Origin of the sequence: Pseudomonas sp. A-R-19, assembly GCF_019956575.1 — a bacterium.
Classification (GTDB): Bacteria; Pseudomonadota; Gammaproteobacteria; order Pseudomonadales; family Pseudomonadaceae; genus Aquipseudomonas.
In genome coordinates, this window is the sequence record NZ_JAHBDR010000047.1 from 1 (window position 1) to 26,797 (window position 26,797).

Genomic DNA, 26,797 nt, shown 5'->3' on the forward strand with positions numbered 1-26,797 from the left:
AACACCTCTTTTTCAACTTCCTTTTGGCTTCGATGAACTGAAGCAACCTGCTGCCGAAAACTGCGTAACTCGTTGTTTACCAAGGAGTTTTCCGTTTCGACTGCGCCGGAAGTGGGGCGAATTATAGAGATCTGAAATCTGCCGTCAAGCACTGATTCAGGTTTCTATCGATATGTGCAAAAACACTGCTTATATATAGACGCGCCTGCAGGGAATGCGCAGTATATTGCCCAACACAATTAGAAACGACCTTGATTCCCATATTTCGGACGATGCCACGCAATGAATGATCAGCCTCGCAGCCTAGCCTCCACACTGTTCTCGGTCGGACTGCTGCTCATAGCCATGGCGTCGATCCAGTCCGGAGCCTCCCTGGCCAAAAGCATGTTCTCCGTTGTTGGTCCTCAAGGGACGACAACGTTGCGGCTGATTTTTGCCAGCGTGATCATGATGCTGATACTGCGTCCATGGCGGGCAAAACTCACCGCCAGATCCCTGCGCACCGTCATCGTCTACGGGATGGCGCTGGGTGGAATGAACTTCCTCTTCTATATGTCCTTGCAAACAGTCCCGCTGGGCATCGCAGTGGCGCTTGAATTCACCGGCCCTCTGGCTGTGGCGATCTACGCCTCGCGTCGCGCGATCGACTTTTTGTGGATCGCCCTGGCTGCCGTCGGTTTGCTGCTACTGATACCGACGGGAGAGGCGAGCGCGGGAATCGATCTGGTAGGCGCCGGTTATGCCTTGGGAGCAGGCGTCTGCTGGGCACTGTACATTTTGTTCGGCCAAAAAGCGGGGGCCGATAATGGTGTGCAAACCGCCGCACTGGGGGTAATGATCGCTGCGCTCTTCGTCGCCCCTATCGGCATCGTCCATGCGGGTTCCGCTTTGCTGACGCCTTCATTGATCCCCGTGGCCCTCGGCGTCGCCGTCTTGTCCACAGCCCTCCCCTATACCCTCGAGATGGTCGCCCTGACCCGCATGCCGGCCCGCACCTTCGGCACGCTGATGAGCATCGAGCCCGCCTTCGGCGCCTTATCGGGCTTGCTGTTCCTTCATGAATACCTCTCGCTGTCGCAGTGGATGGCAATCATGTGCATCATTCTGGCATCCGTTGGCGCAACCATGACCATGAGCACTTCCACCAGGCCAGCAGTAGCGGCAGATTGATAGTTGATATGACGAAGGTCTGGTATTTACCGATCAATTAGGCCATGTTTAGCCCCGCAACCCAGAGTCATACCATGGACTATTTCAGATAGGGATGTCGGTACGCTTCAAGCGAAAGCGAATGCAGCCAGACTCGGGCACAAGATCCGGGGACGCTATAAGGACAGTAATGAAACGATTTTTGATACTGATCGCCGTACTTGCAATTGCGGGCTGCGCAGCGACCTCGGAAACACAGATCAAGCATGGCAAGAAAGGGCTACATATCAACTGTTCCGGACTGTCTTCGTCCTGGGACAAGTGCTACGCCAGCGCCGCCAACTCCTGCGCACCCAAGGGATACAAGGTCATTGCCAAGTCGGGAGATGCCGTGGAAGAACCCGGCGACTACCCGTTTGGCCTCAATCCTGCGGGCTATACCAGCCGCAGCATGATTGTCATCTGCAAATAGGCAGGGCCGTCGCGTCAGGTTCTCGGACTTGCGATCTGACGGCCAATTTCCTCGTAGCTGGACTTCAGCACTGTGCGCTGGATATCCGGACTAGCCAGCATGCGCGCCACGACCAGCGCGCCAATACATTGCGACAGAATTGCCCACGCCAGGCTGTCGCTTTGCAGAACCCCCGCCCAACTTTCCTGTAGCCGACAAATCCAGTGCTCCGCCTGCTGACGGACAGTCACGTCGGAGCGGGCAATTTCCGCCCCCAATGCCGGCAATGCACAACCGGATTCAGGATTCTCGACGTGAGACATGCTCAGGTACTGCTTCAAGCAACGCTCAAGCTTGTCACGGTCCTGCCCTTCCCCCAGTCGCGCCATGCTTTGGCACAGCTCACGCTCGACAATGCTCGCAAACAACTCATCCTTAGACGAGAAGTGGCTGTAGAAAGCGCCGCCGCTCAAGCCAATCGCTTTCATCAGGCCGTCCACGCCCACCGTTGAAAATCCCGATTTCTTGGCCGATACCGCACTGCTTTCCAGCAGCCTTTGTCTGGTTTCCAGCTTGTGATTGGCCGAATAACGCATTGCCCTTCCCCTTAAATTGCTCATCTTGACGCCTGTCGAATCATAGCATAACGTTCGTTTAGTTAACGATCGTTTACCAAAAGGGATCTACCCATGAATAACAAGAAGGTCGTACTGGTCGTCGGTGCAGGTGATGCCACGGGCGGCGCCATTGCCAAGCGTTTTGCCCAGGAGGGATTTGTCGCCTGTGTCACCCGCCGCAGCGCGGACAAGCTCCAGCCACTGGTGGATGCCATCACGGCCTTTGGCGGCGAGGCCCATGGTTTTGCCTGCGATGCACGCAAGGAGGAAGACGTAATTGCGTTGGTTGAGCAGATTGAGAGCGAGATCGGGCCCATCGAGGCGTTCGTGTTCAACATCGGCGCCAACGTGCCGTGCAGCATTCTCGAAGAAACCGCCCGCAAGTATTTCAAGATCTGGGAAATGGCCTGTTTCTCGGGGTTTCTCAATGCCCGGGAAGTGGCCAAACGCATGGCCAAGCGCCAACGCGGCACGATCCTGTTCACCGGTGCCACCGCCGGCCTGCGCGGTGCCGCCGGCTTTGCCGCATTCGCCGGCGCCAAGCACGGGATCCGTGCATTGGCGCAGAGCATGGCTCGTGAACTGGGGCCGATGAACATTCACGTTGCCCATGTCGTCGTCGATGGCGCCATCGATACGGACTTCATCCGCGACAGCTTCCCCGAGAAATACGCGACCAAGGATCAGGACGGCATCCTCAACCCCGAACACATTGCCGAAAACTACTGGTACCTGCACAGCCAGCCCCGCGATGCCTGGACCTTCGAGTTGGACCTTCGCCCCTGGAGCGAACGCTGGTAAGCCCTCCCCCTACAACAATAAGCAGAGCGCACCGACCATGAGCAAAACCGTGGAATTCCTTTTTGACCTGGGCAGCCCCACCACCTACCTGGCGTATACCCAGCTACCGGCAATCTGTAAGCAAACTGACAGCCAGTTGATCTACATTCCGATTCTGCTTGGCGGTGTGTTCAAGGCCACCGGCAACGCCTCCCCGGCGACCATTCCGGCCAAGGGCCGCCACATGATTCAGGACCTCGACCGTTATGCCCGGCGCTACGGCGTGCCACTGAAATTCAATCCGCATTTCCCGATCAACACCCTCATGCTGATGCGTGCCGTGACCGGCATTCAGTTGCACCATCCCGAGCGCTTTATCGCCTTCATTGACTGCCTGTTCAACGCCCTGTGGGTCGACGGCCGCAACCTCAATGACCCGGAAACCGTAGCGGCGGTGCTGAGCGGCAACGGTTTCGATCCCAATGAAGTGCTCGCACTGACCGCCGACGAAACAGTCAAGGCAACCCTCAAGGACAATACCGAGAAAGCGGTGCAGCGCGGCGTGTTCGGCGTACCGAGCATGTTTGTCGATAACCAGCTGTACTTCGGCCAGGATCGACTGGACTTCGTACTCGAGGCCCTGAGTTAAATCTCGACCACCAACCGCCCCTTTGCCGCTCCCGACAAGAGCAGTTCATGGGCGGTTTCTGCCGATTCCAGCGTGAAGGAGTGCGGGTCAAGCAACGGCATGAGCTTGCCCGCCTCAATCAACCGCGCCGCCTCGTGCAGAATCTCTCCGTGATGCTCACGCCCCTTGCCGGTCAGAAGCGGCAGCAAAGTGAAGACACCGGAGTAAGACGCCCCGCGAAAGGAAAGCGGTGCCAGGCTGTGCTGCCCCCACCCCAGGCAACTGAGCACATGACCGTGATACATCCGTGCCGCCTTGAATGACGCATCCAGCGTTTCACCCCCCACGGTGTCATAGACAATGTCGAAGCCCTCGCCCGTCGTATGCTCAGCCACATAGTCTGCAACCGAAGACTTGCGGTAATCGATAAACGTCGCGCCGACCCCTTCGATGATCGATTGCTGCCCCGCAGAGCCCGTGGCAAAAACTTCTGCGCCAAAAGCGCGGGCGATTTGCACCGCAACATGGCCAACACCACCGGCGCCACCATGGATCAATACCTTCTGCCCGGGCCGAACACGAGCCCTGTCCACCAGACCTTCCCAGGCGGTGATCAGCACCAGCGGCAAACCGGCAGCCTCACGCATGCTCAGGTTGTGTGGTTTTCGAGCCAACAGTCGTGCGTCGACCACCGCGTACTCGGCCAATGATCCTTGAACACCACCAATACCGGTGGCCATGGTGTACACCTCGTCCCCCGGCAGCCAGCCTCTGACGTCCTCCCCCAACGCCTCTACGGTTCCAGCCAGATCCATCCCCAGTATCGCCGGCAATGGTTGAGCCGCATGGGCCGCCTGCCCGGAGCGGATTTTGCCATCCAGCGGATTGACACCACTGGCCTTGATCCTGACCAATACCTGCCCCGCCTGCGGCACGGGCCGTGGGATCGAAACCAGACGTAAAGGCGCATTGGCCGAGTCGACCATCAAAGCGCGCATATTCAGTGAGTCAGTCATTTCGCCATGTCCCATCAGTAGTGAATGCAGGACTGATTTTGTCTTGCTCAATTCATGCCGATAAGACGCCATATCGCTATAGTGACCATTCCATTACGGCATCAATGAGAAGTTCCGTGGACAAACTCAATGCAATGGCGGTTTTCGTGCGGGTGGTCGAACGGGGCAGTTTTTCCGCCGTAGCCCGGGAGATGCAGACCAGCCAGCCGACCATCAGCAAAGTGTTGCAAGCACTGGAAACCCGATTGGGCGGAAAGCTGATTGCCCGCAGTACGCGCAAGCTATCCCTGACGGACGAAGGTCAGCGGTACTACAACGAATGCCGACTCATCCTCGCCGCCGTGGACGCGGCGGAACATAGCTTTCAATCCGGTCAGGAAAGGGTCGTCGGTCCGTTGAAAATCGGCTCGTCGGTCAGTTTCGGCCGCTTGCAGATCGCCCCCCGGTTACCGGAATTTCTCAAACACTACCCCGACGTACAGATAGATTTGCAATTGAGTGATCAGAACCAGGACCTGGTCAGCGAGGGGCTGGACGTGACATTCCGGATCGGTGCCCTGAACGACAGCGGCCTGATCGCTCGCCTTGTCGGCACGACCCATCGGGTAACCGTCGCCTCACCTGACTACGTCAGGCAAAACGGCCAACCGCAAACACCGCAGGAACTGGGCAGGCACAACTGCCTGATGTTCAACCTGCTGAATAGCCAAAACCTGTGGGTGTACACAAAAGACGCCCAACGCTACGAAGTGCGGATCAAGGGCAATGCGCAGAGCAACAGTTCCGAGGCGATCCGCGAAATGGTGCTGGGGGGATTGGGGATTGCGCTGTCACCGGTGTGGCTGTTCAGCGAAGACCTGGGCGCCGGCCGGGTGAGCGCGATTTTGCAGGATTACAGTACGTTGTCGCTGCCAATTTATGCCGTATCCCCGGCGAATCGTCGCCAATCCGCCAGGGTCAAAGCCTTTGTCGACTACATGACTCAGGCGCTGGATAACGCGCCCGAGCTTCACATCAGATAGCCGCAGTACGGGTATTCAACCAATCCAGCGCAGCGCCCTCGACCAACGGGCTCAGACGCTCGCGCACTTCGGCGTGGTAGGCGTTGAACCACTGCTTTTCGTCTTCGCTCAGCAGCGACGTTTCCAGGCAACGCGTATCGATCGGGCACAGGGTCAGCGTTTCAAACTTCAGGAACTCGCCGAATTCGCTTTTACCCGCCTCACGGTTCATCGCCAGGTTTTCGATCCGCACACCCCAACGCCCCGGACGATAGGTGCCCGGCTCAATGGACGTGATCATGCCGGGTTGCATCGCGGTTTGCGGTGCAGGTGCGGCCTGGTAAGCGATGACTTGCGGACCTTCGTGGACGTTCAGGAAGTAGCCAACGCCATGACCGGTGCCATGACCGTAGTCGACACTTTCCGCCCAGATAGGCGCGCGGGCGATGGCATCGAGCAGCGGCGACAGAATGCCTTTGGGGAACTGCGCGCGGGACAGGGCAATCACGCCCTTGAGCACGCGGGTGCAGTCGCGCTTTTGCTCATCGGTCGGAGTGCCCACCGCGACCATCCGCGTGATGTCGGTAGTGCCCCCCAGGTACTGGCCGCCGGAGTCGATCAGCAACAGACCGTCGCCTTCGATCACCGCGTGCTCTTCTTCGGTGGCGTGGTAGTGCGGCATCGCGCCATTGGCGTTGTACGCGGCGATGGTGTTGAAGCTCAGCGACACGTAGTCCGGACGGCGCTCACGGGCGGCGGTGAGTTTTTCATCAATGGTCAGTTCGGTGATGCGCTCGCGCCCCAGTGCCGAGTCCAGCCAGGCGAAGAATTCGCACAGCGCTGCGCCGTCCTGTTCCATGGCCTGACGGATGTGTTCGGCATCGGCCAGGCTTTTTTGCGATTTGGCCAGGGTGGTCGGGTTCAGCCCTTCGATCAGTTTCACCCCGCTGTCGAGGTTGTCCAGCAACCCCGCCGTGACCCGCGCAGGGTCGACTTGCAGGCTCGCGCCACTCGGCACGGCGCGCAGTGCAGCGGCAACTTCGCTGTAGTCGCGCAAGGTCACGCCGTCCTGTTCGAGGACTGCACGCAACTCGGCGCTGACCTTGCTCAAGGCCACGAACAGCGTGGCCTGTTGCTGATTGATCAGGGCAAAGGAAACGAATACCGGGTTGAACGACACGTCGCCGCCGCGCAGGTTGAACAGCCAGGCGATGTCATCCAGTGTGGCGATGAAATGCCAGTCGGCACCCCGCGCCTGAAGGGTTTCACGCAGTTGGGCGAGTTTTTCGCCACGACTGACCGTCGCTTGCGGTGGCAGGTGTTGATAGATCGGTTCGTTCGGCAGACCTGGGCGGTCGCTCCAGACACCGCTCAACAGGTCGATGTCGGTGCGCAGACGGGCGCCACGCTCTTCAAGTTTGCTGCCCAGGGTCCGTGCCGAAGCCACGGCCATGACCGCGCCATCGACTGCCACAACGCCACCCTCGGGAGTTTGCTCGGCTAGCCATTCCAGAGGCCCGGGTTGACCCGGTTGCAGCTTGACCAGGTCAATGCCGCTGCCCTTGAGTTCCTTGGTCGCCTGCTCCCAGTAACGGCTGTCGGCCCAGACGCCGGCAAAATCCGGGGTCACGATCAGCGTGCCGACCGAACCATGGAAGCCCGACAACCACTGGCGCCCCTGCCAGTAACCCGGCAGGTACTCGGACAGGTGCGGGTCGGCCGACGGCACCAGCAAGGCGTGAATGCCTTCCCGGCTCATCAGCTCGCGGGTTTGCGCCAGGCGCTGGGGCACCGATCCATTGATCGAAAGCTGCGTATTCATCGTGTCTCCTGCTAACCACTTCATCATTATTGTTGAGTGCCGATCAGCGCCGGCGCTTCGTCGCCCTACTGCCAGAATGCCGGAGCACTGGCGCAGGCCGCCTTGATCAGTTGAACCGCCTGGTCGATGTCCTGCTCGGTGGTAAAACGCCCGAGACTCAAGCGGATGGTGCGACTGGCCGAGCGGGCGTCGTGCCCCAGGGCCAGCAGTACATGGGATGGGGCATTGCTCGCGGAGTTGCAGGCCGAGGTCGCGGAAAACGCAATCGAGGCCTGCAACGCTGCCGGGTTGAACTCACCTTCTGCGAAGGTCAGGCTCAGGGTATGGGGGATGCGCCGGGTCGGGCTGCCATTGAGCCGCACGCCAGGAATGCTCGACAACTGCTCGAGCAAGCGCTCACGCAAATACACGATAACGGCTTTCTCTTCATCAAAAGAGGCGGCCGCCAAGGCGAAAGCCGAGCCCATGGCGACAATCTGATGGGTCGCCAGAGTACCGGATCGCAAACCGCCCTCATGCCCGCCACCATGGATCTGCGCCTGCAAACGCTGCTTGGCGCGCGGACCGACGTACAACGCACCGATGCCTTTGGGGCCATAGAGCTTGTGCGCGGAAAACGACATCAGGTCCACTGGCCACTGCGCGAGGTCGATCGCCACTTTGCCCGCGCCCTGTGCGGCGTCGACATGGAACAACGCCCCGCGATCACGCACGACCTGACCGATGGCGGGAATATCGTTGAGGGTGCCCAGCTCGTTGTTGACCAGCATCAGCGACACCAGGAAAGTGTCCTCGCGCATGGCTTCGCTGACCGCTTGCGCGGTAATCAGACCCTCGGCGTCCGGCACCAGGTACGTCACGGCGACACCGGCATCCTGCAATTGTTTGGCGGTATCGAGGATGGCCTTGTGTTCGATCTGGCTGGTGATGATATGGCCGCCGCCAGTACCGCGGGCCTGGGCCACGCCTTTGAGCGCGAGGTTGTTGGATTCAGTGGCGCCGGAGGTCCAGACGATCTGCCCAGGCGTCGCGCCGACCAGTTCGGCGACCTGGCGTCGCGCCTGTTCGACCGATTGCCGGGCCTGCTGGCCGAAGACGTGGGAACTGGAGGCCGGGTTGCCGAAATTGCCGGTAAAGCCCAGACATTCGACCATCACCTTGATGACCCGCTCATCCACCGGCGTGGTGGCGGCGTAATCGAAATACAACGGACGTTTATTCATAAAAGACTCGCAGAGCGTGTTCCGGGATCAGGAAGCTCGTAACTGCAAACGGCAAAGCGCAGCCTTGTGAGCTGCGCGCTGTTTTCAGAACGTACCAATACCTGATCGGATGCCGTTAAAGAAGAACTACTTCATTTAAAAGTGCGTAGGAACGCTCCTGAAAAGTCAGCTTAACAGGCATCGGGCAACCGGTTGAAGCAATGCGTCAGCTAAAGCTTTCGAGCATCAGCGGATACAGCGAGACCACCAGCAGCGCGGCCATGCCCCAATTGAACAGGCGCAGCCAGCGACGGTCCTTCAGGACATTGCGTAACAGCGTGCCGCAAGCGGCCCAGACACCGACACTCGGCAGGTTGATGATGGCAAAGACGGCAGCGATCACGATCACATTAGTGAAGTAACCTTGCATCGGCGTGTAGGTGCTGATGGCGCCAATGGCCATGATCCAGGCCTTGGGATTGACCCATTGGAACGCGGCGGCGCCCAGATAACTGATCGGTTTCGCCTCGCCTTGCTGGCTCTCCGAGACCGGTCCGGAATGGGCGATTTTCCACGCCAGATACAGCAGATACGCCGCCCCCACGTAACGCAGCACGGTGTAGAGCAACGGGTAAGTCTGGAACACCGCGCCCAGGCCAAAGCCGACCGCCACCACCAGTACAAAGAAGCCACAAGTGATACCGAGCATGTGCGGAATCGTGCGGTTGAAGCCGAAGTTCACCCCGGATGCCAGCAACATGGTGTTGTTCGGGCCGGGCGTGATCGAAGTGACGAGGGCAAACAGGGCGAAGCCCAGCAGCAGATCGAGTGAGAGCGTCATGGGTGGCAGTCCGTCAGGGTCAGTCAGGTATTGACCCTACCGCACACCTTGGGCGAAACCCATGGACAGTTGCGCGAAACTTGGAGCAGTACAGTTTTGCCTCAGCTAGGACGACCGTGCAGCTGTACAGATCGCCCGGCGTTCATTTCACCCTGGTTGTCGAAGCCGAACGACTTCTGCGGCTGGCCGAGCAGTTCGGCTTTCTTCGCGTGGTATTCATCGAAGGACAGTCCACGGCGGTTCAGCGCTTCCAGCGCCAGTTCCTTGCTTTCTTCAGCCGTGTAAGGACGAAGCTCCGGGGAAACATGGCTGGCACATCCGGCGAGTACAGAGACGGCGAGCATCAGCAAAGTGGCAATCATCGGTTTCATTTCTGGCGTCCTGGCGACTGGGTTCGAGGCAATGAACACAGGCTACCCGCGCCTCCCGGGCAGCAGAAATCAACGCTTTCAATAGTGCCTATCAGCAAATGGCGATCATTGTCCTTGCCTGTATCAGCCCACCAGACTGCAATGCAGTGCGTTGTCGTGGCTGCGCTGCAGACTGTGCAGCACCTGGAACGATCCGAAGGTCACCGCCTTCGCCTGATGGGCGCGGATCAACTGCCAGAAATCCACTTCGCCGCTTTCAAAGGCCCGGAACGCGGCCTCCCCTGCTTCTCGGGTTTGCCATTGCAGATAATTGAGTACGCGTCGGCCATCGTCGCTGGCCTGGATACTGGCACTGAGAAAGCCACGGTGCTGCCGGGCCAGATGCTCGGTCTGGGCCGACAGGGCCAACACCAGCGCGGGCTGTTGATGCGGCTCGATCTCGAATTCGATCAGTTGGGCAAAGCTGCGATTGTTCTCTGAGGCTTGCATGAAATGTCCCCACTCACATGTAAGGCGAATCTTGCGATCCGAAGGTGTGCAGGGTAAAACCTCTAGTTAACTAGAGGTCAAGAGGCAATTTTTAAATGATCACCCCGGAAAACCTGCACAAGGAACTCACCGTCGGCCAGGTCGCGGCGCGCAGCGGTGTGGCAGTCACGGCGCTGCACTTCTATGAGTCCAGGGGGCTGATCAAAAGCAATCGCAATCAGGGCAACCAGCGCCGCTATCCGAGGGAAGTGTTGCGACGGGTGGCGTTGATCAAGGTTGCCCAACGCCTGGGGATCCCTTTGGCGGAGATTGGCGAAGCGCTCAAGAGTCTGCCCGACAATCGGGCGCCGACGGCGGCGGACTGGAAAATCCTGTCGGCGCAATGGAGTCGGGAACTGGATGAGCGCATCAACCAATTGACCCTGCTGCGCGATCGTCTCAACGGCTGTATCGGTTGTGGTTGCCTGTCGATGGAGGCTTGTCCATTGCGCAATGCCGGCGACGTGCTGGGGGAACGCGGGCCGGGGGCGCACTGGCTGGAGCCGACCTGATGGCATTTGTGTGGCGTTGCTGCTCGTCGGGCGCTCGGTGAGGCGAAAGAGACTGGCCTATATTTATTCGGTCGTATAACGGCACAGGCACTTTCCATTCACACAACAAGAACAGGGAGATCCATCATGAGCGTCAAACCCATTCCGGAGGGGTATCACAGCATCACCCCCTACCTGGGCATCAACAAAGCCGCCGAAGCCATCGCCTTCTACAAAAAAGCCTTCGGTGCCATCGAAGTCATGCGCCTGAACATGCCCGATGGCGGTGTCGGTCACGCCGAACTGCGTATCGGCGACTGCCCGATCATGCTGGGCACACCTTGCGATCAAGGACCACTGCGCAATCCGGACAATTCGCCGTCCGTGGGTCTGCATTTGTACGTTACGGATGTCGACAAGTCCTACAAACAGGCCATCGATGCCGGTGCAACGGTGGTGTCCGAGGTCAAGGATCAATTCTACGGCGACCGTTCGGGCACCTTGAAAGATCCCTACGGTCACCTGTGGTTCCTCGCCACTCGCAAGGAAGACCTGACCCAGGAACAGATCGAGCAACGGGCGAAGGAGATGTTTTCGCAGGGTTGATCTTCGGTGTTGGAGCGGGCCTCTTCGCGAGCAAGCCCGCTCCCACATTAGTCCTCGGTGCTTGCGGAATTTGCGTGTATCCACAAGTCCTGTGGGAGCGGGCTTGCTCGCGAAGGCGGTGTTCCAGGCGACATGGATTTCGAATGTGCCGTCCTCTTCGCGAGCAAGCCCGCTCCCACATTGATCCCGCTTGCCGTACACGGTTCATGAACAAACACACCACACTTTGAGCCTTGCTCTCGGCCTCCGGGGATTTCAGGATGGCGGCAACCATTACAAGGAGTCACCCATGTTTGCCGGATTCCGCAAAGACCAGTGCCACGTCAACGGTGTGGATATCGCCTACCGCATCGGCGGTAACGGGCCTGCCCTGCTGTTGCTGCACGGCCATCCACAGACCCATGTCATCTGGCACAAGGTCGCCGGGCAACTGGCCAAACACTTCACCGTGGTGGCCGCCGACCTGCGCGGTTACGGCGATAGCGGCAAGCCGTCGGCGGACGAGCACCATAACCACTATTCAAAACGGGAGATGGCCCGGGACGCCGTCGAGTTGATGAAGTCCCTGGGGTTCGAGCATTTCTCGATCCTCGCCCACGATCGTGGTGCCCGGGTTGCCCATCGCCTGGCGCTCGACCATCCAGATGCCGTGCGGCGCATGGTACTGCTCGACATCGCCCCGACCCTGTCGATGTACGCGCAAACCAACGAAGCCTTTGCCCGCGCCTATTGGCACTGGTTCTTCCTGATTCGTCCGGCACCATTGCCGGAAACCCTGATCGAAGCTGATCCGGAGTCCTATCTGCGCAGCGTCATGGGCAGCCGTAGCGCCGGGCTCAAACCCTTTACCGACGAAGCCTTCGGCGAATACCTGCGCTGCCTGAAACAGCCAGGGGCTGCACGCGGCATCTGCGAGGACTATCGCGCCAGCGCCAGCATTGACCTGGACCACGACCGCGCCGATATCGAGTCCGGCCATCAGCTGAATCTGCCCCTGCTGGTGTTGTGGGGCGCCGAAGGTACGGTCGGGCGCTGCTTCGAACCGCTCGAGGAGTGGCAGCACGTGGCAACCGACGTGCGCGGCAAAGCCTTGCCGGCCGGCCATTACATTGCCGAAGAAGCCCCTGAACTGTTGCTCGCCGAGGCGCTCGACTTCCTGCGCTGAGTCTTCGTTCCCGCGCCGGGCTCACCGCGCGCGGGTTGTTCCGCGCTCCCCCTCTCTGCCTCGCCCTCAACAACTGCGCTGACCTCAAGGCACTTTCGCAAGCAAGCCCAATCCAGGCTTCCGGTAATGCGAAACATTTTCTTTCATTTCTCCGTTCGGGATTTCCCCTGCTCATCCGTCCTACCTAGATGCAGTCCTTTCGCGTAGGCAAAAGCCACGACTGGACCTTCAGGGCCCTCAATCCTGCGAAGCCCGCAGCCGAGCAGCCTCTCATCCAGGCAAGACCTCCAATATGTCAAAGAAGTCCCGTTCAAAAATCTGGTTCCTGGTCCATAGCTGGCTGGCGTTGCCGATCTGGTTTTTCGTGCTGATCGTCTGCGTGACCGGCACCCTGGCGGTGCTCAGCCAGGAAATCGTCTGGCTGGCCAACCCGTCCATGCGCGCCAGCCAGCCCTCGGACGATGCACCGCTGCTCAGTTATCAGCAGGTCATCGAGGCCATCGACAAGGCCGAGCCGCAGACCGTGGTGCAGAGCATCAGTCGGCCCGACGAGTCGCACTTCGCGCTGGATGTCGAAGTCAGCTACCCCGATGGGCGCTCGGTGGTGATTTACGTCAATCCGTACAGCGGCGTTATCCAGGGTGTCGCGCCGGAATTCAACTTTCGCGCGTTCACCCGCGCCCTGCACGGTTGGTGGCTGGTGCCGTTCACCAATGGCTATAGCTGGGGCTGGTACCTGGTGTCGTTTCTCGGCCTGCCGCTACTGGCTTCACTGGTCACGGGGCTGGTGGTCTACAAACGTTTCTGGAAAGGTTTTTTCCGCCCGACCCTGCGTATTCGCCACGGCGCGCGGATTTTCTGGGGCGACTTCCACCGCTTGAGCGGCATCTGGTCGATCTGGTTCATCGCGGTCATTTCCATCACCGGTACCTGGTTCCTGATCCAGGCGCTGCTGTTCGATAACCAGATTTCCATATCCACGGAAAAGATCATTCCGGCGATGTCCCGTGAAGCGGTGCCGCTGTCGCCCGATGGTTCGCCTGCGCCGCGCATCGACCTTGACCGCGCGATTGCAATTGCCTCGCAGAAGATTTCCGGGCTGGAAGCCAGCTTCGTCAGCCTGCCAGGCAATGCCTACAGCCATCTGGATGTCGGCGGACGCGGCTGGTATCCGCTGATGTTCCAGACCGCGACCCTCAACCCGTATAACGGCGAAATCGCCGCCACGCGCCTGATTTCGGATCGTTCGACCCTGGAGTTCGTCACCGAATCCATGCGCCCGCTGCACACCGGGGACTTCGGTGGCCTGTGGATCAAGCTGATCTGGGCGTTCTTCGGTCTGCTGCTGAGCATGATGGTGCTCAGCGGCTTGCTGATCTGGACCAAGCGCACGGCGCTGGCCACCGCCAATGCCTTCAAGCGCAGCAACAAAAAACCGCGTGGTACCGCTGCGCAACCGACCACGAACAATGAACCGTCGGAGGTCAACCTGTGAGCAAAGTCATTGCGGCCTCACAACCTTCGCGCCTGAGCGTTTTCTGGCACAAATGGCGCTTTCACCTGAATGTCCTGTTGCTGCTGATTCCACTCGGTTTCATGCCCAAGTACTTCGCGGACGAGGCGCTGATGCGTGGTGACAGTGGCCTGGGCGAACGGGAAATCGGTGAAGTCCAGGTCGGCCCCTGGAGCCTGCGCCTGGCGGAGCTGCGCAATGCCGCGCCCACGCTCGATGGCCCGGCCGGCTACATGAAGGGCTTCAACGCCGCGCTGTGCGATGCCTGCATCGGACAGGTCAAGGCTACGCACCTGCGCATCGGCAAGCCCCGCAGTCTGCGTGCTGCCGGGGTGATTTTCTTCGGCACCCCGTATCGCATGGGCGCTTCGCTGCCCGTCCCGGAAAAAACCACGGCCGACGCCGAGCTGTGGATCACCATGGAAGGCTGGGACGGCTCCATGTATCAGGCATTCATACCTTTGAACCAGGCCTCCCCCGCCACCATCGCCTGGCTGAACAAACAAGGAGGCAAACCATGATCCCCCCACTTCGCCCGCTCAAAGCCCTGTTGCTGGTGCTCTGCGGCGGATTCAGCGCCAGCGCCCTGGCCCACAACCCGATGTGCGAATGCAAGGCCATCGACGCCGAGCAGATCAAATGCACCGGCGGTTTTTCCGACGGCAGCGGCGCGCCGGGCGTGACCCTCGATGTGATCGGCTACGACGAAACCATTCTGGTGCCGGGCAAACTCGGCGCCGATTCGACCCTGACCTTCAAGAAACCCGGCGCCGAGTTCTACGTGCTGTTCGACGCAGGCCCCGGTCACGTGGTGGAAATCGACCAAGCGGACATCGAAGCGCCATGAGCACTCCAACAACCCAAGTCGTACGCCCGGCCGGTGCCGGCCACGAAACCCTCTACGTTCTGCTGATGTGCCTGGTGATCCTCGCAGTCGCAGGGACTGTGGTGCTCTGGCGCGGCGAATCCCATGAGGTCAGCAGCGTCAACAGCCATCAACTGGATGCCCGCCGCGACCTCAGTGCCTCTGAGCAAGGTATCTATGCCGATTTGCGGGTGACGCTGGACGAGATTCATTGGCTGCGCCAGGAACAGCAAACCCTGCCGACTCCCGAGGTCCTCGCTGAGGAAGGCTTTGCCCCATTTGCCCAGGACGCCAGTTCCGTCAGCCGTGGCGGCCATGCCTGGCAATTGCTCAACGCCAAAGCCTACTTCGGCCAGAGCCAGGTGCCGACGGTCGCCGGTTCATTCCTGATGCGCCTGACCGCCACCGATGCCGCCCCGGACATCTGGCTCAACCGCGCCGGCACGCCCACGGCTCCGGCTGACCTCAGCGATGCCTCGCTCGAAAGCACAGGCTGGCAACAGATCGTCGCGCAATTCGATGCTGGCGTGACCCGCCAGCACCGGCACTGAACCCTCGCCCCACTCGAGAGAAGACCGCTTTCCCATGCCCATTTCATCTCAACGCTCTATCTTGCGCTTGCTGCTGGTCGGCCTGCTGGCCTGCCTGCTGCCATCCCTCGCCAGTGCCGACGACGCAGCCAAACGCCTGCGCATCGGCATCACCCTGCATCCCTATTACAGCTACGTGGCGAACATCGTCGGCGACAAGGCCGAAGTGGTGCCGCTGATCCCGGCCGGTTTCAACCCGCATGCCTACGAACCCCGCGCCGAAGACATCAAGCGCATCAGCGGGCTGGACGTCATCGTGCTCAACGGCGTAGGCCATGACGATTTCGCCGACCGCATGATCGCGGCCAGCGAAACCCCGAACGTGCCGGTGATCGAAGCCAACGAAAACGTGCCGCTGTTGGCGGCCACCGGCGTTGCCGCTCGTGGTGCCGGCAAAGTGGTAAACCCGCACACCTTCCTGTCGATCAGTGCCTCGATTGCCCAGGTCAACAACATCGCCCGGGAGCTGGGCAAGCTTGATCCGGCCAATGCCAAGACCTACACCGAGAACGCCCGCGCCTACGGCAAGCGCCTGCGCAAGATGCGCGCCGACGCCCTGGCCAAACTGACCCAGGCACCGAACGCCGAGCTGCGGGTGGCCACAGTGCACGCGGCGTACGACTACCTGCTGCGTGAGTTCGGTCTCGAAGTCACGGCCGTGGTCGAACCCGCCCACGGTATCGAGCCGAGCCCGAGCCAGCTGAAAAAGACCATCGATCAACTGCGTGAACTGGACGTGAAGGTGATCTTCTCGGAAATGGATTTCCCCTCCACTTACGTCGACACCATTCAGCGTGAATCAGGCGTGAAGCTGTATCCGCTGTCGCACATCTCCTACGGCGAATACACCGCCGACAAGTACGAAAAGGAAATGACCGGCAACCTCAACACCGTGGTGCGGGCGATTCAGGAGTCCGGCGCATGACATCGAAAGAAACGCTCACCACCCCAAGCGCCGAATACCCTGTGGGAGCGGGGCCGGCCTTGGAGTTTGCCGATGTCAGCCTGACCCTCGGGCGCACGACGATCCTCGACAAGGTGACCTTCCAGGTCCGTCCCGGCAGCGTGCACGCGTTGGTTGGTCCCAACGGCGGTGGCAAGAGTTCGTTGATCAAGACCCTGCTCGGGCAAATGCCGCATCAGGGCCGCTTGAGCCTGCAATGGCCGGGCGAGCCCGGCACCATCGGCTATGTACCACAGGCACTGGAGTTCGACCGGGGCTTGCCGATGACCGTCGACGATTTCATGGCCGCCATGTGCCAGCGTCGCCCGGCGTTTCTCGGTTTGAGCAAACACTACGCGGCGGCGATTGGCGAGGCCCTTGAACGGGTCGGCATGCAGGACAAACGCAAGCGCCGCATGGGCGCGCTGTCCGGCGGTGAGCGGCAACGGGTGTTGCTGGCCCAGGGACTGATCCCGCCTCCGCAATTACTGGTGCTCGACGAGCCGATGTCGGCCCTCGATGAGGCCGGCATTCAAGTGTTCGAACGCTTGCTCGGCGACTGGCGAGCGGCTGGCATCACCGTGCTGTGGATCGAGCACGACCTGGAAGCGGTCGGGCGCCTGGCCGATCACGTCACCGGCCTCAATCGCCGGGTGCTGTTCGATGCCACGCCGCAACAGGCGCTGACACCGGAGCGTCTGTTGACGCTGTTCTCGACCCACCCACGGAGCCTTGCCTGATGAGTTACGAAGCTTTTCGCCTGATGGTCCAGGGCTGGGCGTCGTCGGGTTATCTGCCCGAGGCGCTAGCCTATGGGTTTGTAGTCAACGCGTTGATTGCCGGGCTGCTGATCGGCCCGGTGCTGGGCGGCCTGGGGACGCTGGTGGTGGTCAAGCGCTTCGCGTTTTTCTCCGAAGCCGTCGGCCATGCCGCGTTGACCGGCGTGGCCATCGGCATTTTGCTCGGCGAACCCTACACCGGCCCCTACGGCAGCCTGTTCGGCTACTGCCTGCTGTTCGGCATTTTGCTCAACTACCTGCGCAACCGCACCGGCCTGGCGCCGGACACCTTGATCGGCGTGTTCCTTTCGGTGTCGCTCGCCCTGGGCGCCAGCCTGCTGTTGATTCTGGCGGGCAAGATCAACGTGCACATCCTGGAAAACGTGCTGTTCGGTTCAGTGCTGACGGTCAACGGCAATGACCTGCTGGTATTGGCCATCGTCGGTTCGCTGGTGATGGCCCTGGCTTTGCCTTTGTACAACCGCATCATGCTCGCCAGTTTCAATCCACAACTGGCGGCGGTGCGCGGCGTGGCGGTGAAGACCCTGGATTATCTGTTCGTGATTCTGGTGACGCTGATCACCGTCGCCGCCGTGAAGGTCATCGGCGCGATCCTGGTCGGTGCCCTGCTGGTGATTCCGGCAGCGGCGGCGCGTTTGCTCAGCCAATCGCTGAAGGGCTTTTTCTGGTGTTCGGTGCTGATCGCCACCGTCAGCACGCTGTGCGGGATTCTTGCGCCGATCGTCTTCGACCTGCCGATCCCGTCCGGTGCCGCGATCATCCTCGTGGCCGGTATCGCCTTCGCCCTGGCCGCCCTCGCGCGCGGCGTCGTCCCCAGCCTGAAAGGGAACCTTGGATAAATGAATTTTTCACTGCGCCAACTGACCCTCGCCGTTGCCCTGTGCGGTCTGACCACCACGGCCGTCGCCGCCAGCAGCGGCAAACCGCTGCGCGTACTGGCCTCCTTGCCGATTACCTATGGTCTCGGTGAAGTGCTGCTCAAAGGCACCGATGTCAGCCTCGAACGCGCCGCGCCGGCCAACCTGCCCGGCAGCCGCCAGACCGCCTACTTCACCGGGCGTGGCGCCCCGGCGCTGGCCAAGCTGGCAAATGATGCCGATGCGGTGATCGGCCTGCGTTCACTGTGGCCAGACGACCCGCTGTACCCGATCTCCCGGCGCAGCAATATCCGCATCGTCGAAGTCGATGCCGCCCGCCCGGTGGACGGCGCCCTGCCCGGTATTGCCGTGCAACCCGACAGCAAGGTCGACGGGCTGAACAGTCAGCCATGGTTCTCCAGCAACAACATGGGGCGCATGGCCGATGTGATGGCGGCGGACCTGGTGCGCCTGGCCCCCGAGGCCAAGCCGAAAATCGACGCCAACCTGGCAGCGCTCAAGCAACGCCTGCTCAAGCTCAGCGCCACCAGCGAAGCGCGGCTGGCCAGTGCGGACAACCTCAGTGTGATGAGCCTGAGCGATCATTTCGGCTACCTGATTGGTGGTCTCAATCTGGAATTGATCGCTCAGGACCCGCGCCCCGACGCCGAGTGGACAGCCGAGGCGCTCAAGCAATTGGGCACAACGCTCAAGGACAATGATGTGGCGGTGGTGCTGCATCACCGGCAACCGTCGGAGGCGCTCAAAGCCGTGATTGCCGGGTCGGGTAGCCGGTTGGTGGTGTTGAGCACCGATGCCGAGAATCCGGTGGCTGAACTGGAGGGGAATGTGGATTTACTCATCAAGGGACTTGGCGGCGCGTAACCTCGGTTGGACCGCGTTATCGTTCTTCGCGAGCAAGCCCGCTCCCACAGGGAACCGCATTCCAAATGTGGGAGCGGGCTTGCCCGCGAAGGCAGCCGGACAGACAACACAAACTCCAGGCATGAAAAAGCCCGCTGACTGTCACCAGTCCAGCGGGCTTCTTTTTGCATGACGACTCAGTGCGCCACAGCCGCCTACTCATCCATCTTTTGCCGCAAGCTCAACGGACGCATATCGGTCCAAGTCTCTTCGATGTAAGCCAGGCATTCTTTTTTCAGCCCGCTTTTGCCCACGGTGCGCCAGCCTTGTGGCACGGCTTTGTAGTCGGGCCAGATCGAGTATTGCTCTTCGTGGTTGACCACGACCTGAAAGAGGATGTCCTCGCGGTCGAATACTGACGTCATGGTGTCTCTCCATCGTTGTAGGGCGGGCTGCGCTGTGTGCGCAGCCGTTATGTAGAAGGAACGTTCCCCGGTGCGAAAAATTTAGGGATTGGCGATGGCAGCGGCCAGGGCCCGACCAAAAATCTCGGCCACACGATCGATTTGCGCAGCGGTAATCACCAGTGGCGGCAGAAAGCGCACCACCGCGCCATGGCGGCCACCCAGTTCCAGGATCAAGCCACGCTTGAGGCATTCGCGCTGCACCAACGGAGCCAGGCGGGCAAAGGCCGGCGGGTGACCCTGGGCATCCAGCGCGCCCGTCGGGTCGACCAGTTCGACTCCGAGCATCAAGCCACGCCCACGAATATCACCCAGTTGCGGGAAGTCCCGCTGCAGGATGCGCAAGTGCTCGGCCAGGCGCTCGCCCATCGCGGCGGCATGCTCGCAGACCTTGTGTTCGACCAGATAACGCATCACGGCGGAACCGGCGGCCATGGCCATCTGGTTGCCACGGAACGTCCCCGCATGGGCGCCCGGCAGCCAGGTGTCGAGCCAGTCGCGATAGACCACCACCGCCAACGGCAGGCTCCCGCCGATGGCCTTGGACATGACCACGACATCGGGAATGATCCCGGCGTGCTCGAAGGCGAACATCTTGCCGGTGCGGGCGAAACCGCTCTGGATTTCATCGACGATCAGTGCGACGCCCGCCTTTTCGGTGATCCGGCGCACTCCGCGCAACCAGTCCAGGTCAGCCGGAATCACCCCGCCCTCGCCCTGCACCACTTCCACGATCACCGCCGCCGGCAATTGCACGCCGGCCTCGGGATCGTTGAGCAGGTTTTCCAGATAGCTCAGGTTGGCTTTGACCCCTTGTGCACCACCCAGCCCGAACGGGCAGCGGTAATCGTAAGGGTACGGCATGAACTGCACGCCGCTGCCGAGCAAGGCGCCCAGCGGTTTTTTCGGCCCGAGGCTGCCCATCAGGCTCAACGCGCCCTGGCTCATCCCGTGATAACCGCCCTGGAACGAGATCACGGTGCTACGACCGGTGGCGGTACGCACCAGTTTCAGCGCAGCTTCCACGGCATCGGTGCCGGTCGGGCCGCAGAACTGGATCTTTGCTTCAGCAGCCAGGGCAGTCGGCAGCAGGCCGAACAGATCCTGGACGAACTGGTCCTTGACCGGCGTGGTCAGGTCCAGGGTATGCAGCGGCAGTTCATCGGTCAGCACTTGTTGGATGGCTTCGATCACCACCGGGTGGTTGTGCCCCAGGGCCAGGGTCCCGGCACCGGCCAGGCAGTCGATGAAGGTGCGGCCTTCGACGTCTTCGACGTAAATACCCTTGGCGCGCTTGAGCGCCAGGGGAATGCGTCGCGGATAGCTGCGGGCGTTGGATTCCTGCTGGCTCTGACGGGCGAGCAATGGCGATTCGTTGAACTGATAAAGCGTCTCGGCGGACGTCACCGGCTGCTCTTCGATAAGGCTGGTAGCGACTGACATCTCTCTAACCCTCAGTAAAGTTTTCCTGTTCTGGAAACGCATCAGCGCTTGAGGGATTTAGGCGGTAACACGCAAACCTCTGTAGGAGCGAGCTCTGCTCGCGATGGACTCAAGAACACCGCGTGCATTCAGAAAGCACGCGTTTTCGTTATCGACCATCGCGAGCAGAGCTCGCTCCTACATTGGCATGTGGTGATTTTCAGATAGATTGCAGCGGCATCGTCAGCTCTACCCGCAAGCCGTCCGGACGGCTATCGAAATGCAACGTGCAGCCGCAACGCTGGACGATGGCCTGGACAATCGCCAGCCCCAGACCACAACCGGTGCTCTGGCCGTTGCGCCAGAAACGCTGGGTCAGATGTTGCAGATCCTCTTCGGCGATCCCCGGGCCATGGTCGCGCACCACGAACTGCACACGATTGCCGGTGGTTTCCAGGCTCAACTCCACCGCTTTGTCGGCAGGGGTATGCCGCAGTGCGTTGTCGAGCAAGTTGCGCAGTGCGGCAATCGACAGCACGGCGGGCATTTGCACAGGCGCAGCGGAGACCTTGCCCGGCGCCTGGAATTTGATGCGTTGACGATCGCCGCTCGCCGCGTCCTGGATCGCCAGTTTCGCCACTTGCTCGGCGTTGCACTGCACACCGTCGTCAAACGACAGGCTGCCCTCGACTCGCGCCAGCAACAGCAATTGCTCAAGGGTGCGATGCATACGATCCGCGCCCTCTTCGGCCCGGGCCAGGGACTGATCCCGGGCGTTGCCGTCGGTCATGCGCGCCACTTGCAGGTGGGTCTTGATCGCGGTCAGCGGGCTGCGCAACTCGTGGGCCGCATCACCGGTCAGGCGCCGTTCACGCTCGATGGTCTTGCCGATGCGCTGGAGCAACTGGTTCTGGGTTTCCAGCAAGGGTTGCAGCTCGCTGGGCAGCGGCTGGATCTGCAAGGGCTCGAGGGAGTCGGCGCTGCGGCGCATCAAGGCATCGCGCATGCGGTTGAGCGGCGCCAGCCCCTGGCCGATACCCAGCCAGAGCAGGCACAGGCATCCGAGCAAGGCCACGCCCACCGGTACCGAAGCGGCCAGCAGGATCGACATGTTCAACGCCTCGCGCTCGATCTGCCGGTCGGCGGTGGTGATGCGCAGATCGCCCCGGGCCAATGTGAAACTGCGCCACGGCGCGCCGTCGATCATCTGATCGTGAAACCCCAGTTTCTCGGCCTCCAGGGCTTGCTGCGGATCGCTGTGGCTGCGGGCAAGGATTTCACCACGCAACGAGCTGACCTGGCACGCCATGCCACCGGGAATGTTCAATTGTTCGGCGCTGAAATGAGTGCCCTCGCCCTTGCTCGGCACGGGCGGCAGTTGCTCCATCAGGCCGGCGACCATGCGTGCCGACGCCACCAGGCGCTGGTCGAGGGAAAACATCATTTGATTGCGCAGATCGCTGAGCATCCAGGCCGCGGCCAGGGCCCAGATCAGCGCAAATGCGGCGCCGAGCGTCAGACTCAGGCGCAAACGCAGACTCATCACTTCGATTCTTCTCCACCATCAGCCGGCCCCAGGCGATAGCCCAGGCCGCGCACGGTCTCGACAATGCCATTGCCAAGCTTGCGCCGCAGGTGATGGATATGGACGTTGAGGGCGTTGCTCTCCAGTTCGTCGTTGAAGCCGTAGACGCTGTCCTTCAGTTGCTCGGTGGACAACACCCGACCACGGTTATGCAACAAGGCTTGCAGCAGTGACTGCTCGCGGCGCGACAGGTCCACCGGCTGCCCCGCGAGCATGGTTTCGCGGCTGCTCGGGTCGTAGGTCAGGGCACCATGTTCGATCAGGTTGACGCTGCGCCCCGCCACCCGTCGCAACAGCGTATGCAGGCGTGCAGCGAGTTCACGCAAGTCGAACGGTTTGAGCAGGTAATCATCGGCACCGGCTTGCAGGCCATCGACGCGGTCGGTGACCGAGTCACGCGCGGTGAGGATCAGGACCGGCAGTTCCAGGCCTTGATGGCGCAACTGCTGCAGCAGCTTGAGGCCATCTTCGTCCGGCAGGCCAAGGTCGAGCACCATCACGTCAAACTCCGCCACCTTGAGCATCGCCCGGGCGGAGGACGCCGTGGCAACGTGCTCCACGGTCAGGCCCTGGGCGGTCAGGCCGGCGACAATGCCGCTAGCGATCAGCTCATCGTCTTCGCAAACCAGTACGTGCATGGGGAGCCTCGTAGAAATAAAGCTGATTAAGCCTTTGACCGATTAAGCCGACATTATGCCGTACGCGCTAGCGCCACAAGGCCGGGGCGGTTAATCATCGGTTAATCGCAACCCGCCACTGTGCACGTCACTAGCACTGGGCAAAGGCTTATCCATGCATCGTCTGTTTTTACTGTTTACCCTTCTGATCGCGGGCCTGGCCCAGGCGGCAAGCAATCCGTTCGACACCAAACCAGAGTTTCTCCCGGTCGATAAGGCATTCACCTTTACCTCTGAACGCCTGGAATCCGGGGAAACCCAGCTCTATTGGCAAATCACCGACGGCTATTACCTGTACCAGAAACGCTTGAAGTTCGACGGTTTGCCTGTCGCGCAGCATCCCGCGCTGCCCGAAGGTGAAGCCCACAGTGACGAGTTTTTTGGTGAGCAGCAAGTCTACCGCCAGGGTCTGGAACTGAAGATACCTGCAGGTGCCAGCGGCCAGATCAAGGTCAGCTACCAGGGTTGTGCCGATGCCGGCTTGTGTTATCCGCCGCAAACCAGAGTTGTGGACCTGGGCAACGCCAGTGCGCAAAGCGCGGCCAATGAAGCACCGGACCAGGCACTGGCCAGCAGCCTGCAACAACGGGCGTTGGGCTGGAGCCTTTTGCTGTTCTTCGGCCTGGGCCTGTTGCTGGCCTTCACCCCGTGTTCATTGCCGATGCTGCCGATTCTGGCGGGGTTGATCGTCGGCAGCGGCGCCACGCCCAGACGCGGCTTCGCCCTGGCCAGCAGCTACGTGATCAGCATGGCGCTGGTGTATGCCGCGATGGGCGTTCTGGCCGCCTCCCTCGGGGCGAACCTGCAAGCCTGGTTGCAAAACCCCTGGCTGCTGGGCAGCTTCGCAGCGATTTTCGTGCTGCTGGCGCTGCCGATGTTCGGCTACTTCGAACTGCAACTGCCGGTGGCCGTGCGCGATCGCCTGGAAAACGTCTCGCGCAATCAGCGCGGCGGCAGCCTGATCGGCGCGGGTGTGCTGGGTGCCCTGTCCGGCCTGCTGGTCGGGCCCTGCATGACCGCGCCGCTGGCCGGAGCCCTGCTCTACATCGCGCAAAGCGGTAATGCGTTGCACGGCGGATTGATCCTGTTTGCCATGGGCATCGGTATCGGCGTGCCGCTGCTGTTACTGGTGACCGTCGGCAATCGCTTCATGCCCAAGCCTGGCGCCTGGATGAACCTGGTCAAAGGTATTTTCGGCTTCCTGTTCCTCGCCACCGCGTTGCTGATGCTGCGCCCGGTGCTGGACGAATCCCTGTGGGTCGGCTTGTGTGGTTCGCTGCTGCTGATCGCCGCCTACAGTGCCTGGAAGCAGTCGGAAGGTTTCGGCCGTATCGCGCATCTGTTTGGCGCCAGTTCGTTGTTGCTCGGTTTGTGGGGCAGCCTGCTGGTGATCGGGGCGGCCGGTGGCAGTGACGATCCGTTCAAGCCGTTGCAGGTCTTTCGTGCCTCGAACCAGGCGGTGGCCACCGTGCCGGTTGGCCACGATGCCTTCACCACCATCAAGGATCCGCAGGCACTGCAACAGGAACTCGACACTGCGCAGGCTCAGGGCCAGTGGGTGCTGCTGGACTACTACGCTGATTGGTGCGTGTCGTGCAAGGTCATGGAAAAACAGGTGTTCGGCAAAGCCAATGTCATGCAAGCCCTGAGTGACGTGCGCTTGCTCCGATTGGACGTGACCGCCGACAATGCCGCCAGCCGCGAGTTGCTCGCTCGTTACAAAGTGCCGGGGCCACCGAGCCTGCTGTGGATTGGCGCTGATGGCGAGGAGCGTCGTAGCCAGCGCATTACTGGCGAGGTCGATGCCGATACTTTCCTGCAACGCTGGACTACTACCCGAGACGCCCGTTAATGCTGACCTTTACCCTTGGCACCTTTGCCATCGCGCTTAATCACCTGCTGCTGATCAGTGCGCTGGCGCTGGCCACTTTTGTCGGCTGGCGGGTTGCCAAGCGTAGCGGTGACAACCCTGAGTCAGTACTGTTCAGCCTGTTTCTGCTGGGCATGCTGGCGGCCCGAATCAGTTTCGTGGCCGTCTATTGGGCCCACTATCGCAACGATCCGTGGCAGGTCATCGACCTGCGCGATGGCGGTTTCCTCGCCTGGCCGGGGGTGATCGTCGTTTTGCTTGCCACACTGTATCGCGCCTGGCGTCGCCCGGGTTTGCGCCGTCCATTGGGCTTTGGCGTGGCCAGCGGCCTGGCGTTCTGGCTATTGGCAACGTTCTCCCTGTCGATTTATGAACAAGGCACGCGCCTGCCGGAAATCGTCCTGAAAAATGCCGCCGGTGAAGTCGTGCAATTGGCCGACTACAAGGGCGGTCCGTTGGTGATCAATCTCTGGGCCACCTGGTGCCCGCCGTGCCGCCGGGAAATGCCGGTGCTGGAAAACGCCCAGCAACAAAGGCCGGACCTGACGTTCCTGTTCGTCAATCAGGCGGAAAGCATGCAGAGCGTCGCGACCTTTCTGGAAACCCAGGGCCTGAGCCTGTCCAACGTGCTGTTCGATGGCGGTGGGCGCCTGGGCCAGGCCGTCGGTTCCATGGCATTGCCGACTACGCTGTTCTATAGCCCCGAAGGTCGCCTGCTGGGCAGCCATCTGGGCGAGTTGTCGGACGCCAGCCTGGCCCGCGCTCTGGAAAACTTCGACACTGTACCCGCCACCTCTTCAAGGAAACTGCCATGCCCCGCCTCCGCCACCTGCTAACCCTGAGCCTCGGTGCGGCCCTGATTCACCTGCCAACGGTGCAGGCTGAAGAGTTGCCCGATGCGATCAAGAAAATCGAGGCCAAGGGCGCGAAAATCGTCGGCCAGTTCGACGCCCCCGACGGTTTGCGCGGTTATGCCGCGCAGTACCAGAGCCGCGGCATGGCTCTGTACCTGACCCCGGATGGCAAACACGTATTGCTGGGCAACTTGTATGACGCCGAGGGCAATGACCTGAGCAGCGCACCGTTGCAGAAGCTGGTGTATGCGCCGATGGCCAAGGAAGTCTGGGCCAAGTTCGAAACCAGCAACTGGATCGGCGACGGCAAAAAGGATGCGCCGCGCGTGGTGTACCTGTTCAGTGATCCGAACTGCCCGTACTGCAACATGTTCTGGGAGCAGGCCCGACCGTGGGTCAAGGCGGGCAAGGTGCAGTTGCGCCACATCATGGTCGGTATCATCCGCGAAGACAGCCCGGGGAAATCCGCCGCACTGCTCGCCGCCAAAGACCCGGAAAAAGCCCTGCAGGACCACGAAGCCGCTGGCAAGGGCAGTTCGCTCAAGGCCTTGAAGGAAGTGCCGCCAGCCGTTCAGGCGAAACTCGCGGCCAACATGCAATTGATGGAAGAACTGGAGTTGCAGGCGACGCCGGCGATTTTCTACATGGATGACAAAGGGGAATTGCAACAGCAGCAAGGCGCACCGTCACCGGACAAACTGGCGAAGATTCTCGGGCCGAAGTAGGTTTTTGCTTTAACGGGTAGCGACTGTGCTGGCGCCATCGCGAGCAAGCTCGCTCCTACAGGGATAGTCGATTACCTGTGGGAGCTACCTTGCTCGCAAT

General features: G+C 61.0%; 30 protein-coding genes. 19 read left to right on the forward strand and 11 right to left on the reverse strand.

All coding sequences use genetic code 11. The features are described from left to right. Positions 1-282 precede the first annotated feature (282 nt). Entirely contained in the window at positions 283-1,170 is an 888-nt protein-coding gene (gene rhtA, locus KGA88_RS11045) for a threonine/homoserine exporter RhtA (RefSeq protein ID WP_110659951.1), read from the forward strand. A 169-nt stretch (positions 1,171-1,339) separates the two neighbouring features. Further along, positions 1,340-1,621 carry a hypothetical protein gene (locus KGA88_RS11050; protein ID WP_110659950.1) on the forward strand — a complete coding sequence of 94 codons (282 nt, stop codon included), beginning with the start codon at positions 1,340-1,342 and terminating at the stop codon, positions 1,619-1,621. Between the two features lie 14 nt (positions 1,622-1,635). On the opposite strand, the gene KGA88_RS11055 is transcribed toward KGA88_RS11050, so the two are convergent. Beyond that, positions 1,636-2,196, reverse strand: a complete 561-nt coding sequence (locus KGA88_RS11055; protein WP_110659949.1) for a TetR/AcrR family transcriptional regulator — start codon at positions 2,194-2,196, stop codon at positions 1,636-1,638. A 93-nt stretch (positions 2,197-2,289) separates the two neighbouring features. Between KGA88_RS11055 and KGA88_RS11060 the strand changes: the two genes are divergently transcribed. Both KGA88_RS11060 and KGA88_RS11065 read left to right on the forward strand, forming a co-directional pair. Next, on the forward strand, positions 2,290-3,018 hold the full coding sequence (locus KGA88_RS11060; RefSeq protein ID WP_110659948.1) for an SDR family oxidoreductase: 729 nt from the start codon (positions 2,290-2,292) through the stop codon (positions 3,016-3,018). Positions 3,019-3,055: 37 nt separating this feature from the next. Then, positions 3,056-3,646 (forward strand): 2-hydroxychromene-2-carboxylate isomerase, encoded by a 591-nt coding sequence (locus KGA88_RS11065; RefSeq protein WP_223590942.1) that lies wholly within the window; start codon positions 3,056-3,058, stop codon positions 3,644-3,646. Here KGA88_RS11065 and KGA88_RS11070 read toward each other — a convergent pair. Continuing rightward, entirely contained in the window at positions 3,643-4,641 is a 999-nt protein-coding gene (locus KGA88_RS11070; RefSeq protein WP_223591082.1) for a zinc-dependent alcohol dehydrogenase family protein, read from the reverse strand. The two genes, KGA88_RS11065 and KGA88_RS11070, sit on opposite strands and share 4 nt — an antisense overlap. Positions 4,642-4,745: 104 nt before the next feature. Here KGA88_RS11070 and KGA88_RS11075 point away from each other — a divergent pair, with 104 nt between their 5' ends. After that, positions 4,746-5,663, forward strand: coding sequence for a LysR family transcriptional regulator (locus KGA88_RS11075; protein ID WP_223590944.1), 918 nt, complete (start codon positions 4,746-4,748; stop codon positions 5,661-5,663). Here KGA88_RS11075 and KGA88_RS11080 read toward each other — a convergent pair. The 5 genes from KGA88_RS11080 to KGA88_RS11100 all read right to left on the reverse strand — a co-directional run bounded on the left by KGA88_RS11080 (position 5,656) and on the right by KGA88_RS11100 (position 10,367). Beyond that, positions 5,656-7,464 carry an aminopeptidase P family protein gene (locus KGA88_RS11080; protein WP_110659945.1) on the reverse strand — a complete coding sequence of 603 codons (1,809 nt, stop codon included), beginning with the start codon at positions 7,462-7,464 and terminating at the stop codon, positions 5,656-5,658. The genes KGA88_RS11075 and KGA88_RS11080 overlap by 8 nt on opposite strands. A gap of 65 nt (positions 7,465-7,529) precedes the next feature. Then, the gene (locus tag KGA88_RS11085) at positions 7,530-8,687 is read right to left on the reverse strand and encodes a cysteine desulfurase family protein (RefSeq protein WP_223590945.1); all 1,158 of its coding nucleotides are present in this window, start codon (positions 8,685-8,687) and stop codon (positions 7,530-7,532) included. A 205-nt stretch (positions 8,688-8,892) separates the two neighbouring features. Continuing rightward, complete coding sequence (locus tag KGA88_RS11090; RefSeq protein ID WP_110659943.1) at positions 8,893-9,507, reverse strand: LysE family translocator; 615 nt, start codon at positions 9,505-9,507, stop codon at positions 8,893-8,895. A 101-nt stretch (positions 9,508-9,608) separates the two neighbouring features. Next, complete coding sequence (locus KGA88_RS11095) at positions 9,609-9,878, reverse strand: hypothetical protein (RefSeq protein ID WP_223590947.1); 270 nt, start codon at positions 9,876-9,878, stop codon at positions 9,609-9,611. Positions 9,879-10,001: 123 nt separating this feature from the next. Beyond that, complete coding sequence (locus tag KGA88_RS11100; RefSeq protein WP_223590949.1) at positions 10,002-10,367, reverse strand: antibiotic biosynthesis monooxygenase; 366 nt, start codon at positions 10,365-10,367, stop codon at positions 10,002-10,004. Positions 10,368-10,462: 95 nt separating this feature from the next. On the opposite strand from KGA88_RS11100, the gene soxR reads away from it, so the two are divergent. The 11 genes from soxR (at position 10,463) to KGA88_RS11155 (ending at position 19,121) form a co-directional block, all read left to right on the forward strand. Continuing rightward, complete coding sequence (soxR, locus tag KGA88_RS11105) at positions 10,463-10,918, forward strand: redox-sensitive transcriptional activator SoxR (RefSeq protein WP_110659941.1); 456 nt, start codon at positions 10,463-10,465, stop codon at positions 10,916-10,918. Positions 10,919-11,044: 126 nt separating this feature from the next. Further along, positions 11,045-11,503, forward strand: a complete 459-nt coding sequence (locus KGA88_RS11110) for a VOC family protein (RefSeq protein ID WP_110659940.1) — start codon at positions 11,045-11,047, stop codon at positions 11,501-11,503. A 289-nt stretch (positions 11,504-11,792) separates the two neighbouring features. Continuing rightward, on the forward strand, positions 11,793-12,668 hold the full coding sequence (locus KGA88_RS11115; RefSeq protein ID WP_223590951.1) for an alpha/beta fold hydrolase: 876 nt from the start codon (positions 11,793-11,795) through the stop codon (positions 12,666-12,668). A 292-nt stretch (positions 12,669-12,960) separates the two neighbouring features. After that, positions 12,961-14,163: a PepSY-associated TM helix domain-containing protein gene (locus KGA88_RS11120; protein WP_223590954.1), complete on the forward strand. Its 1,203-nt coding sequence runs from the start codon at positions 12,961-12,963 to the stop codon at positions 14,161-14,163. Further along, positions 14,160-14,702 (forward strand): thiamine pyrophosphate-binding protein, encoded by a 543-nt coding sequence (locus KGA88_RS11125; RefSeq protein WP_223590956.1) that lies wholly within the window; start codon positions 14,160-14,162, stop codon positions 14,700-14,702. The genes KGA88_RS11120 and KGA88_RS11125 overlap by 4 nt, the downstream gene beginning before the upstream one ends. Further along, positions 14,699-15,028 (forward strand): hypothetical protein, encoded by a 330-nt coding sequence (locus KGA88_RS11130; protein WP_110661842.1) that lies wholly within the window; start codon positions 14,699-14,701, stop codon positions 15,026-15,028. The genes KGA88_RS11125 and KGA88_RS11130 overlap by 4 nt, the downstream gene beginning before the upstream one ends. Continuing rightward, positions 15,025-15,597: a DUF6162 family protein gene (locus tag KGA88_RS11135; protein WP_110661843.1), complete on the forward strand. Its 573-nt coding sequence runs from the start codon at positions 15,025-15,027 to the stop codon at positions 15,595-15,597. Before KGA88_RS11130 ends, KGA88_RS11135 begins: the two co-directional genes overlap by 4 nt. A gap of 34 nt (positions 15,598-15,631) precedes the next feature. After that, a complete protein-coding gene (locus KGA88_RS11140; protein WP_223590958.1) occupies positions 15,632-16,561 on the forward strand; it encodes a metal ABC transporter substrate-binding protein in 930 nt (309 codons plus the stop codon). Next, complete coding sequence (locus tag KGA88_RS11145) at positions 16,558-17,319, forward strand: metal ABC transporter ATP-binding protein (RefSeq protein ID WP_223590960.1); 762 nt, start codon at positions 16,558-16,560, stop codon at positions 17,317-17,319. Before KGA88_RS11140 ends, KGA88_RS11145 begins: the two co-directional genes overlap by 4 nt. Next, the gene (locus tag KGA88_RS11150; protein ID WP_056727050.1) at positions 17,319-18,218 is read left to right on the forward strand and encodes a metal ABC transporter permease; all 900 of its coding nucleotides are present in this window, start codon (positions 17,319-17,321) and stop codon (positions 18,216-18,218) included. The genes KGA88_RS11145 and KGA88_RS11150 overlap by 1 nt, the downstream gene beginning before the upstream one ends. Then, complete coding sequence (locus KGA88_RS11155; RefSeq protein WP_223590962.1) at positions 18,219-19,121, forward strand: metal ABC transporter substrate-binding protein; 903 nt, start codon at positions 18,219-18,221, stop codon at positions 19,119-19,121. A 194-nt stretch (positions 19,122-19,315) separates the two neighbouring features. Here the strand turns inward: KGA88_RS11155 and KGA88_RS11160 are convergent, their stop codons facing one another. From KGA88_RS11160 to KGA88_RS11175, 4 genes are all read right to left on the reverse strand, one after another. Beyond that, positions 19,316-19,525 (reverse strand): MbtH family protein, encoded by a 210-nt coding sequence (locus tag KGA88_RS11160; RefSeq protein ID WP_223590964.1) that lies wholly within the window; start codon positions 19,523-19,525, stop codon positions 19,316-19,318. A gap of 81 nt (positions 19,526-19,606) precedes the next feature. Beyond that, the gene (locus KGA88_RS11165; protein WP_110661987.1) at positions 19,607-21,007 is read right to left on the reverse strand and encodes an aspartate aminotransferase family protein; all 1,401 of its coding nucleotides are present in this window, start codon (positions 21,005-21,007) and stop codon (positions 19,607-19,609) included. Positions 21,008-21,206: 199 nt separating this feature from the next. Beyond that, entirely contained in the window at positions 21,207-22,532 is a 1,326-nt protein-coding gene (locus KGA88_RS11170) for an ATP-binding protein (protein WP_223590974.1), read from the reverse strand. Beyond that, positions 22,529-23,209, reverse strand: coding sequence for a response regulator (locus tag KGA88_RS11175; RefSeq protein WP_110658355.1), 681 nt, complete (start codon positions 23,207-23,209; stop codon positions 22,529-22,531). The genes KGA88_RS11170 and KGA88_RS11175 overlap by 4 nt, the downstream gene beginning before the upstream one ends. Positions 23,210-23,363: 154 nt before the next feature. Here KGA88_RS11175 and dsbD point away from each other — a divergent pair, with 154 nt between their 5' ends. Genes dsbD through dsbG form a run of 3 tightly spaced genes read left to right on the forward strand, consistent with a single transcriptional unit; the run spans position 23,364 to position 26,697 of the window. After that, on the forward strand, positions 23,364-25,100 hold the full coding sequence (gene dsbD, locus KGA88_RS11180) for a protein-disulfide reductase DsbD (RefSeq protein WP_223590976.1): 1,737 nt from the start codon (positions 23,364-23,366) through the stop codon (positions 25,098-25,100). After that, a complete protein-coding gene (locus tag KGA88_RS11185; protein ID WP_110658353.1) occupies positions 25,100-25,954 on the forward strand; it encodes a TlpA disulfide reductase family protein in 855 nt (284 codons plus the stop codon). Before dsbD ends, KGA88_RS11185 begins: the two co-directional genes overlap by 1 nt. Beyond that, the gene (dsbG, locus tag KGA88_RS11190; RefSeq protein ID WP_110658352.1) at positions 25,930-26,697 is read left to right on the forward strand and encodes a thiol:disulfide interchange protein DsbG; all 768 of its coding nucleotides are present in this window, start codon (positions 25,930-25,932) and stop codon (positions 26,695-26,697) included. Before KGA88_RS11185 ends, dsbG begins: the two co-directional genes overlap by 25 nt. The last annotated feature ends 100 nt before the right edge of the window (positions 26,698-26,797 follow it).

Excerpts from the sequence above, each read along its gene's own strand:
- KGA88_RS11130 (WP_110661842.1), top strand. The coding sequence starts at position 14,699 with ATGATCCCCCCACTTCGCCCGCTCAAAGCCCTGTTGCTGGTGCTCTGC.
- dsbG (WP_110658352.1), top strand. The coding sequence starts at position 25,930 with ATGCCCCGCCTCCGCCACCTGCTAACCCTGAGCCTCGGTGCGGCCCTG.
- KGA88_RS11090 (WP_110659943.1), bottom strand. The coding sequence starts at position 9,507 with ATGACGCTCTCACTCGATCTGCTGCTGGGCTTCGCCCTGTTTGCCCTC.
- KGA88_RS11070 (WP_223591082.1), bottom strand. The coding sequence starts at position 4,641 with ATGACTGACTCACTGAATATGCGCGCTTTGATGGTCGACTCGGCCAAT.
- KGA88_RS11135 (WP_110661843.1), top strand. The coding sequence starts at position 15,025 with ATGAGCACTCCAACAACCCAAGTCGTACGCCCGGCCGGTGCCGGCCAC.
- dsbD (WP_223590976.1), top strand. The coding sequence starts at position 23,364 with ATGCATCGTCTGTTTTTACTGTTTACCCTTCTGATCGCGGGCCTGGCC.
- KGA88_RS11165 (WP_110661987.1), bottom strand. The coding sequence starts at position 21,007 with ATGTCAGTCGCTACCAGCCTTATCGAAGAGCAGCCGGTGACGTCCGCC.
- KGA88_RS11160 (WP_223590964.1), bottom strand. The coding sequence starts at position 19,525 with ATGACGTCAGTATTCGACCGCGAGGACATCCTCTTTCAGGTCGTGGTC.
- KGA88_RS11185 (WP_110658353.1), top strand. The coding sequence starts at position 25,100 with ATGCTGACCTTTACCCTTGGCACCTTTGCCATCGCGCTTAATCACCTG.
- KGA88_RS11175 (WP_110658355.1), bottom strand. The coding sequence starts at position 23,209 with ATGCACGTACTGGTTTGCGAAGACGATGAGCTGATCGCTAGCGGCATT.
- KGA88_RS11145 (WP_223590960.1), top strand. The coding sequence starts at position 16,558 with ATGACATCGAAAGAAACGCTCACCACCCCAAGCGCCGAATACCCTGTG.
- KGA88_RS11095 (WP_223590947.1), bottom strand. The coding sequence starts at position 9,878 with ATGAAACCGATGATTGCCACTTTGCTGATGCTCGCCGTCTCTGTACTC.
- KGA88_RS11050 (WP_110659950.1), top strand. The coding sequence starts at position 1,340 with ATGAAACGATTTTTGATACTGATCGCCGTACTTGCAATTGCGGGCTGC.
- KGA88_RS11115 (WP_223590951.1), top strand. The coding sequence starts at position 11,793 with ATGTTTGCCGGATTCCGCAAAGACCAGTGCCACGTCAACGGTGTGGAT.
- KGA88_RS11140 (WP_223590958.1), top strand. The coding sequence starts at position 15,632 with ATGCCCATTTCATCTCAACGCTCTATCTTGCGCTTGCTGCTGGTCGGC.
- KGA88_RS11080 (WP_110659945.1), bottom strand. The coding sequence starts at position 7,464 with ATGAATACGCAGCTTTCGATCAATGGATCGGTGCCCCAGCGCCTGGCG.
- KGA88_RS11075 (WP_223590944.1), top strand. The coding sequence starts at position 4,746 with ATGAGAAGTTCCGTGGACAAACTCAATGCAATGGCGGTTTTCGTGCGG.
- soxR (WP_110659941.1), top strand. The coding sequence starts at position 10,463 with ATGATCACCCCGGAAAACCTGCACAAGGAACTCACCGTCGGCCAGGTC.
- KGA88_RS11055 (WP_110659949.1), bottom strand. The coding sequence starts at position 2,196 with ATGCGTTATTCGGCCAATCACAAGCTGGAAACCAGACAAAGGCTGCTG.
- KGA88_RS11085 (WP_223590945.1), bottom strand. The coding sequence starts at position 8,687 with ATGAATAAACGTCCGTTGTATTTCGATTACGCCGCCACCACGCCGGTG.
- KGA88_RS11150 (WP_056727050.1), top strand. The coding sequence starts at position 17,319 with ATGAGTTACGAAGCTTTTCGCCTGATGGTCCAGGGCTGGGCGTCGTCG.
- KGA88_RS11060 (WP_110659948.1), top strand. The coding sequence starts at position 2,290 with ATGAATAACAAGAAGGTCGTACTGGTCGTCGGTGCAGGTGATGCCACG.
- KGA88_RS11065 (WP_223590942.1), top strand. The coding sequence starts at position 3,056 with ATGAGCAAAACCGTGGAATTCCTTTTTGACCTGGGCAGCCCCACCACC.
- KGA88_RS11120 (WP_223590954.1), top strand. The coding sequence starts at position 12,961 with ATGTCAAAGAAGTCCCGTTCAAAAATCTGGTTCCTGGTCCATAGCTGG.
- KGA88_RS11110 (WP_110659940.1), top strand. The coding sequence starts at position 11,045 with ATGAGCGTCAAACCCATTCCGGAGGGGTATCACAGCATCACCCCCTAC.
- KGA88_RS11100 (WP_223590949.1), bottom strand. The coding sequence starts at position 10,367 with ATGCAAGCCTCAGAGAACAATCGCAGCTTTGCCCAACTGATCGAATTC.
- rhtA (WP_110659951.1), top strand. The coding sequence starts at position 283 with ATGAATGATCAGCCTCGCAGCCTAGCCTCCACACTGTTCTCGGTCGGA.
- KGA88_RS11155 (WP_223590962.1), top strand. The coding sequence starts at position 18,219 with ATGAATTTTTCACTGCGCCAACTGACCCTCGCCGTTGCCCTGTGCGGT.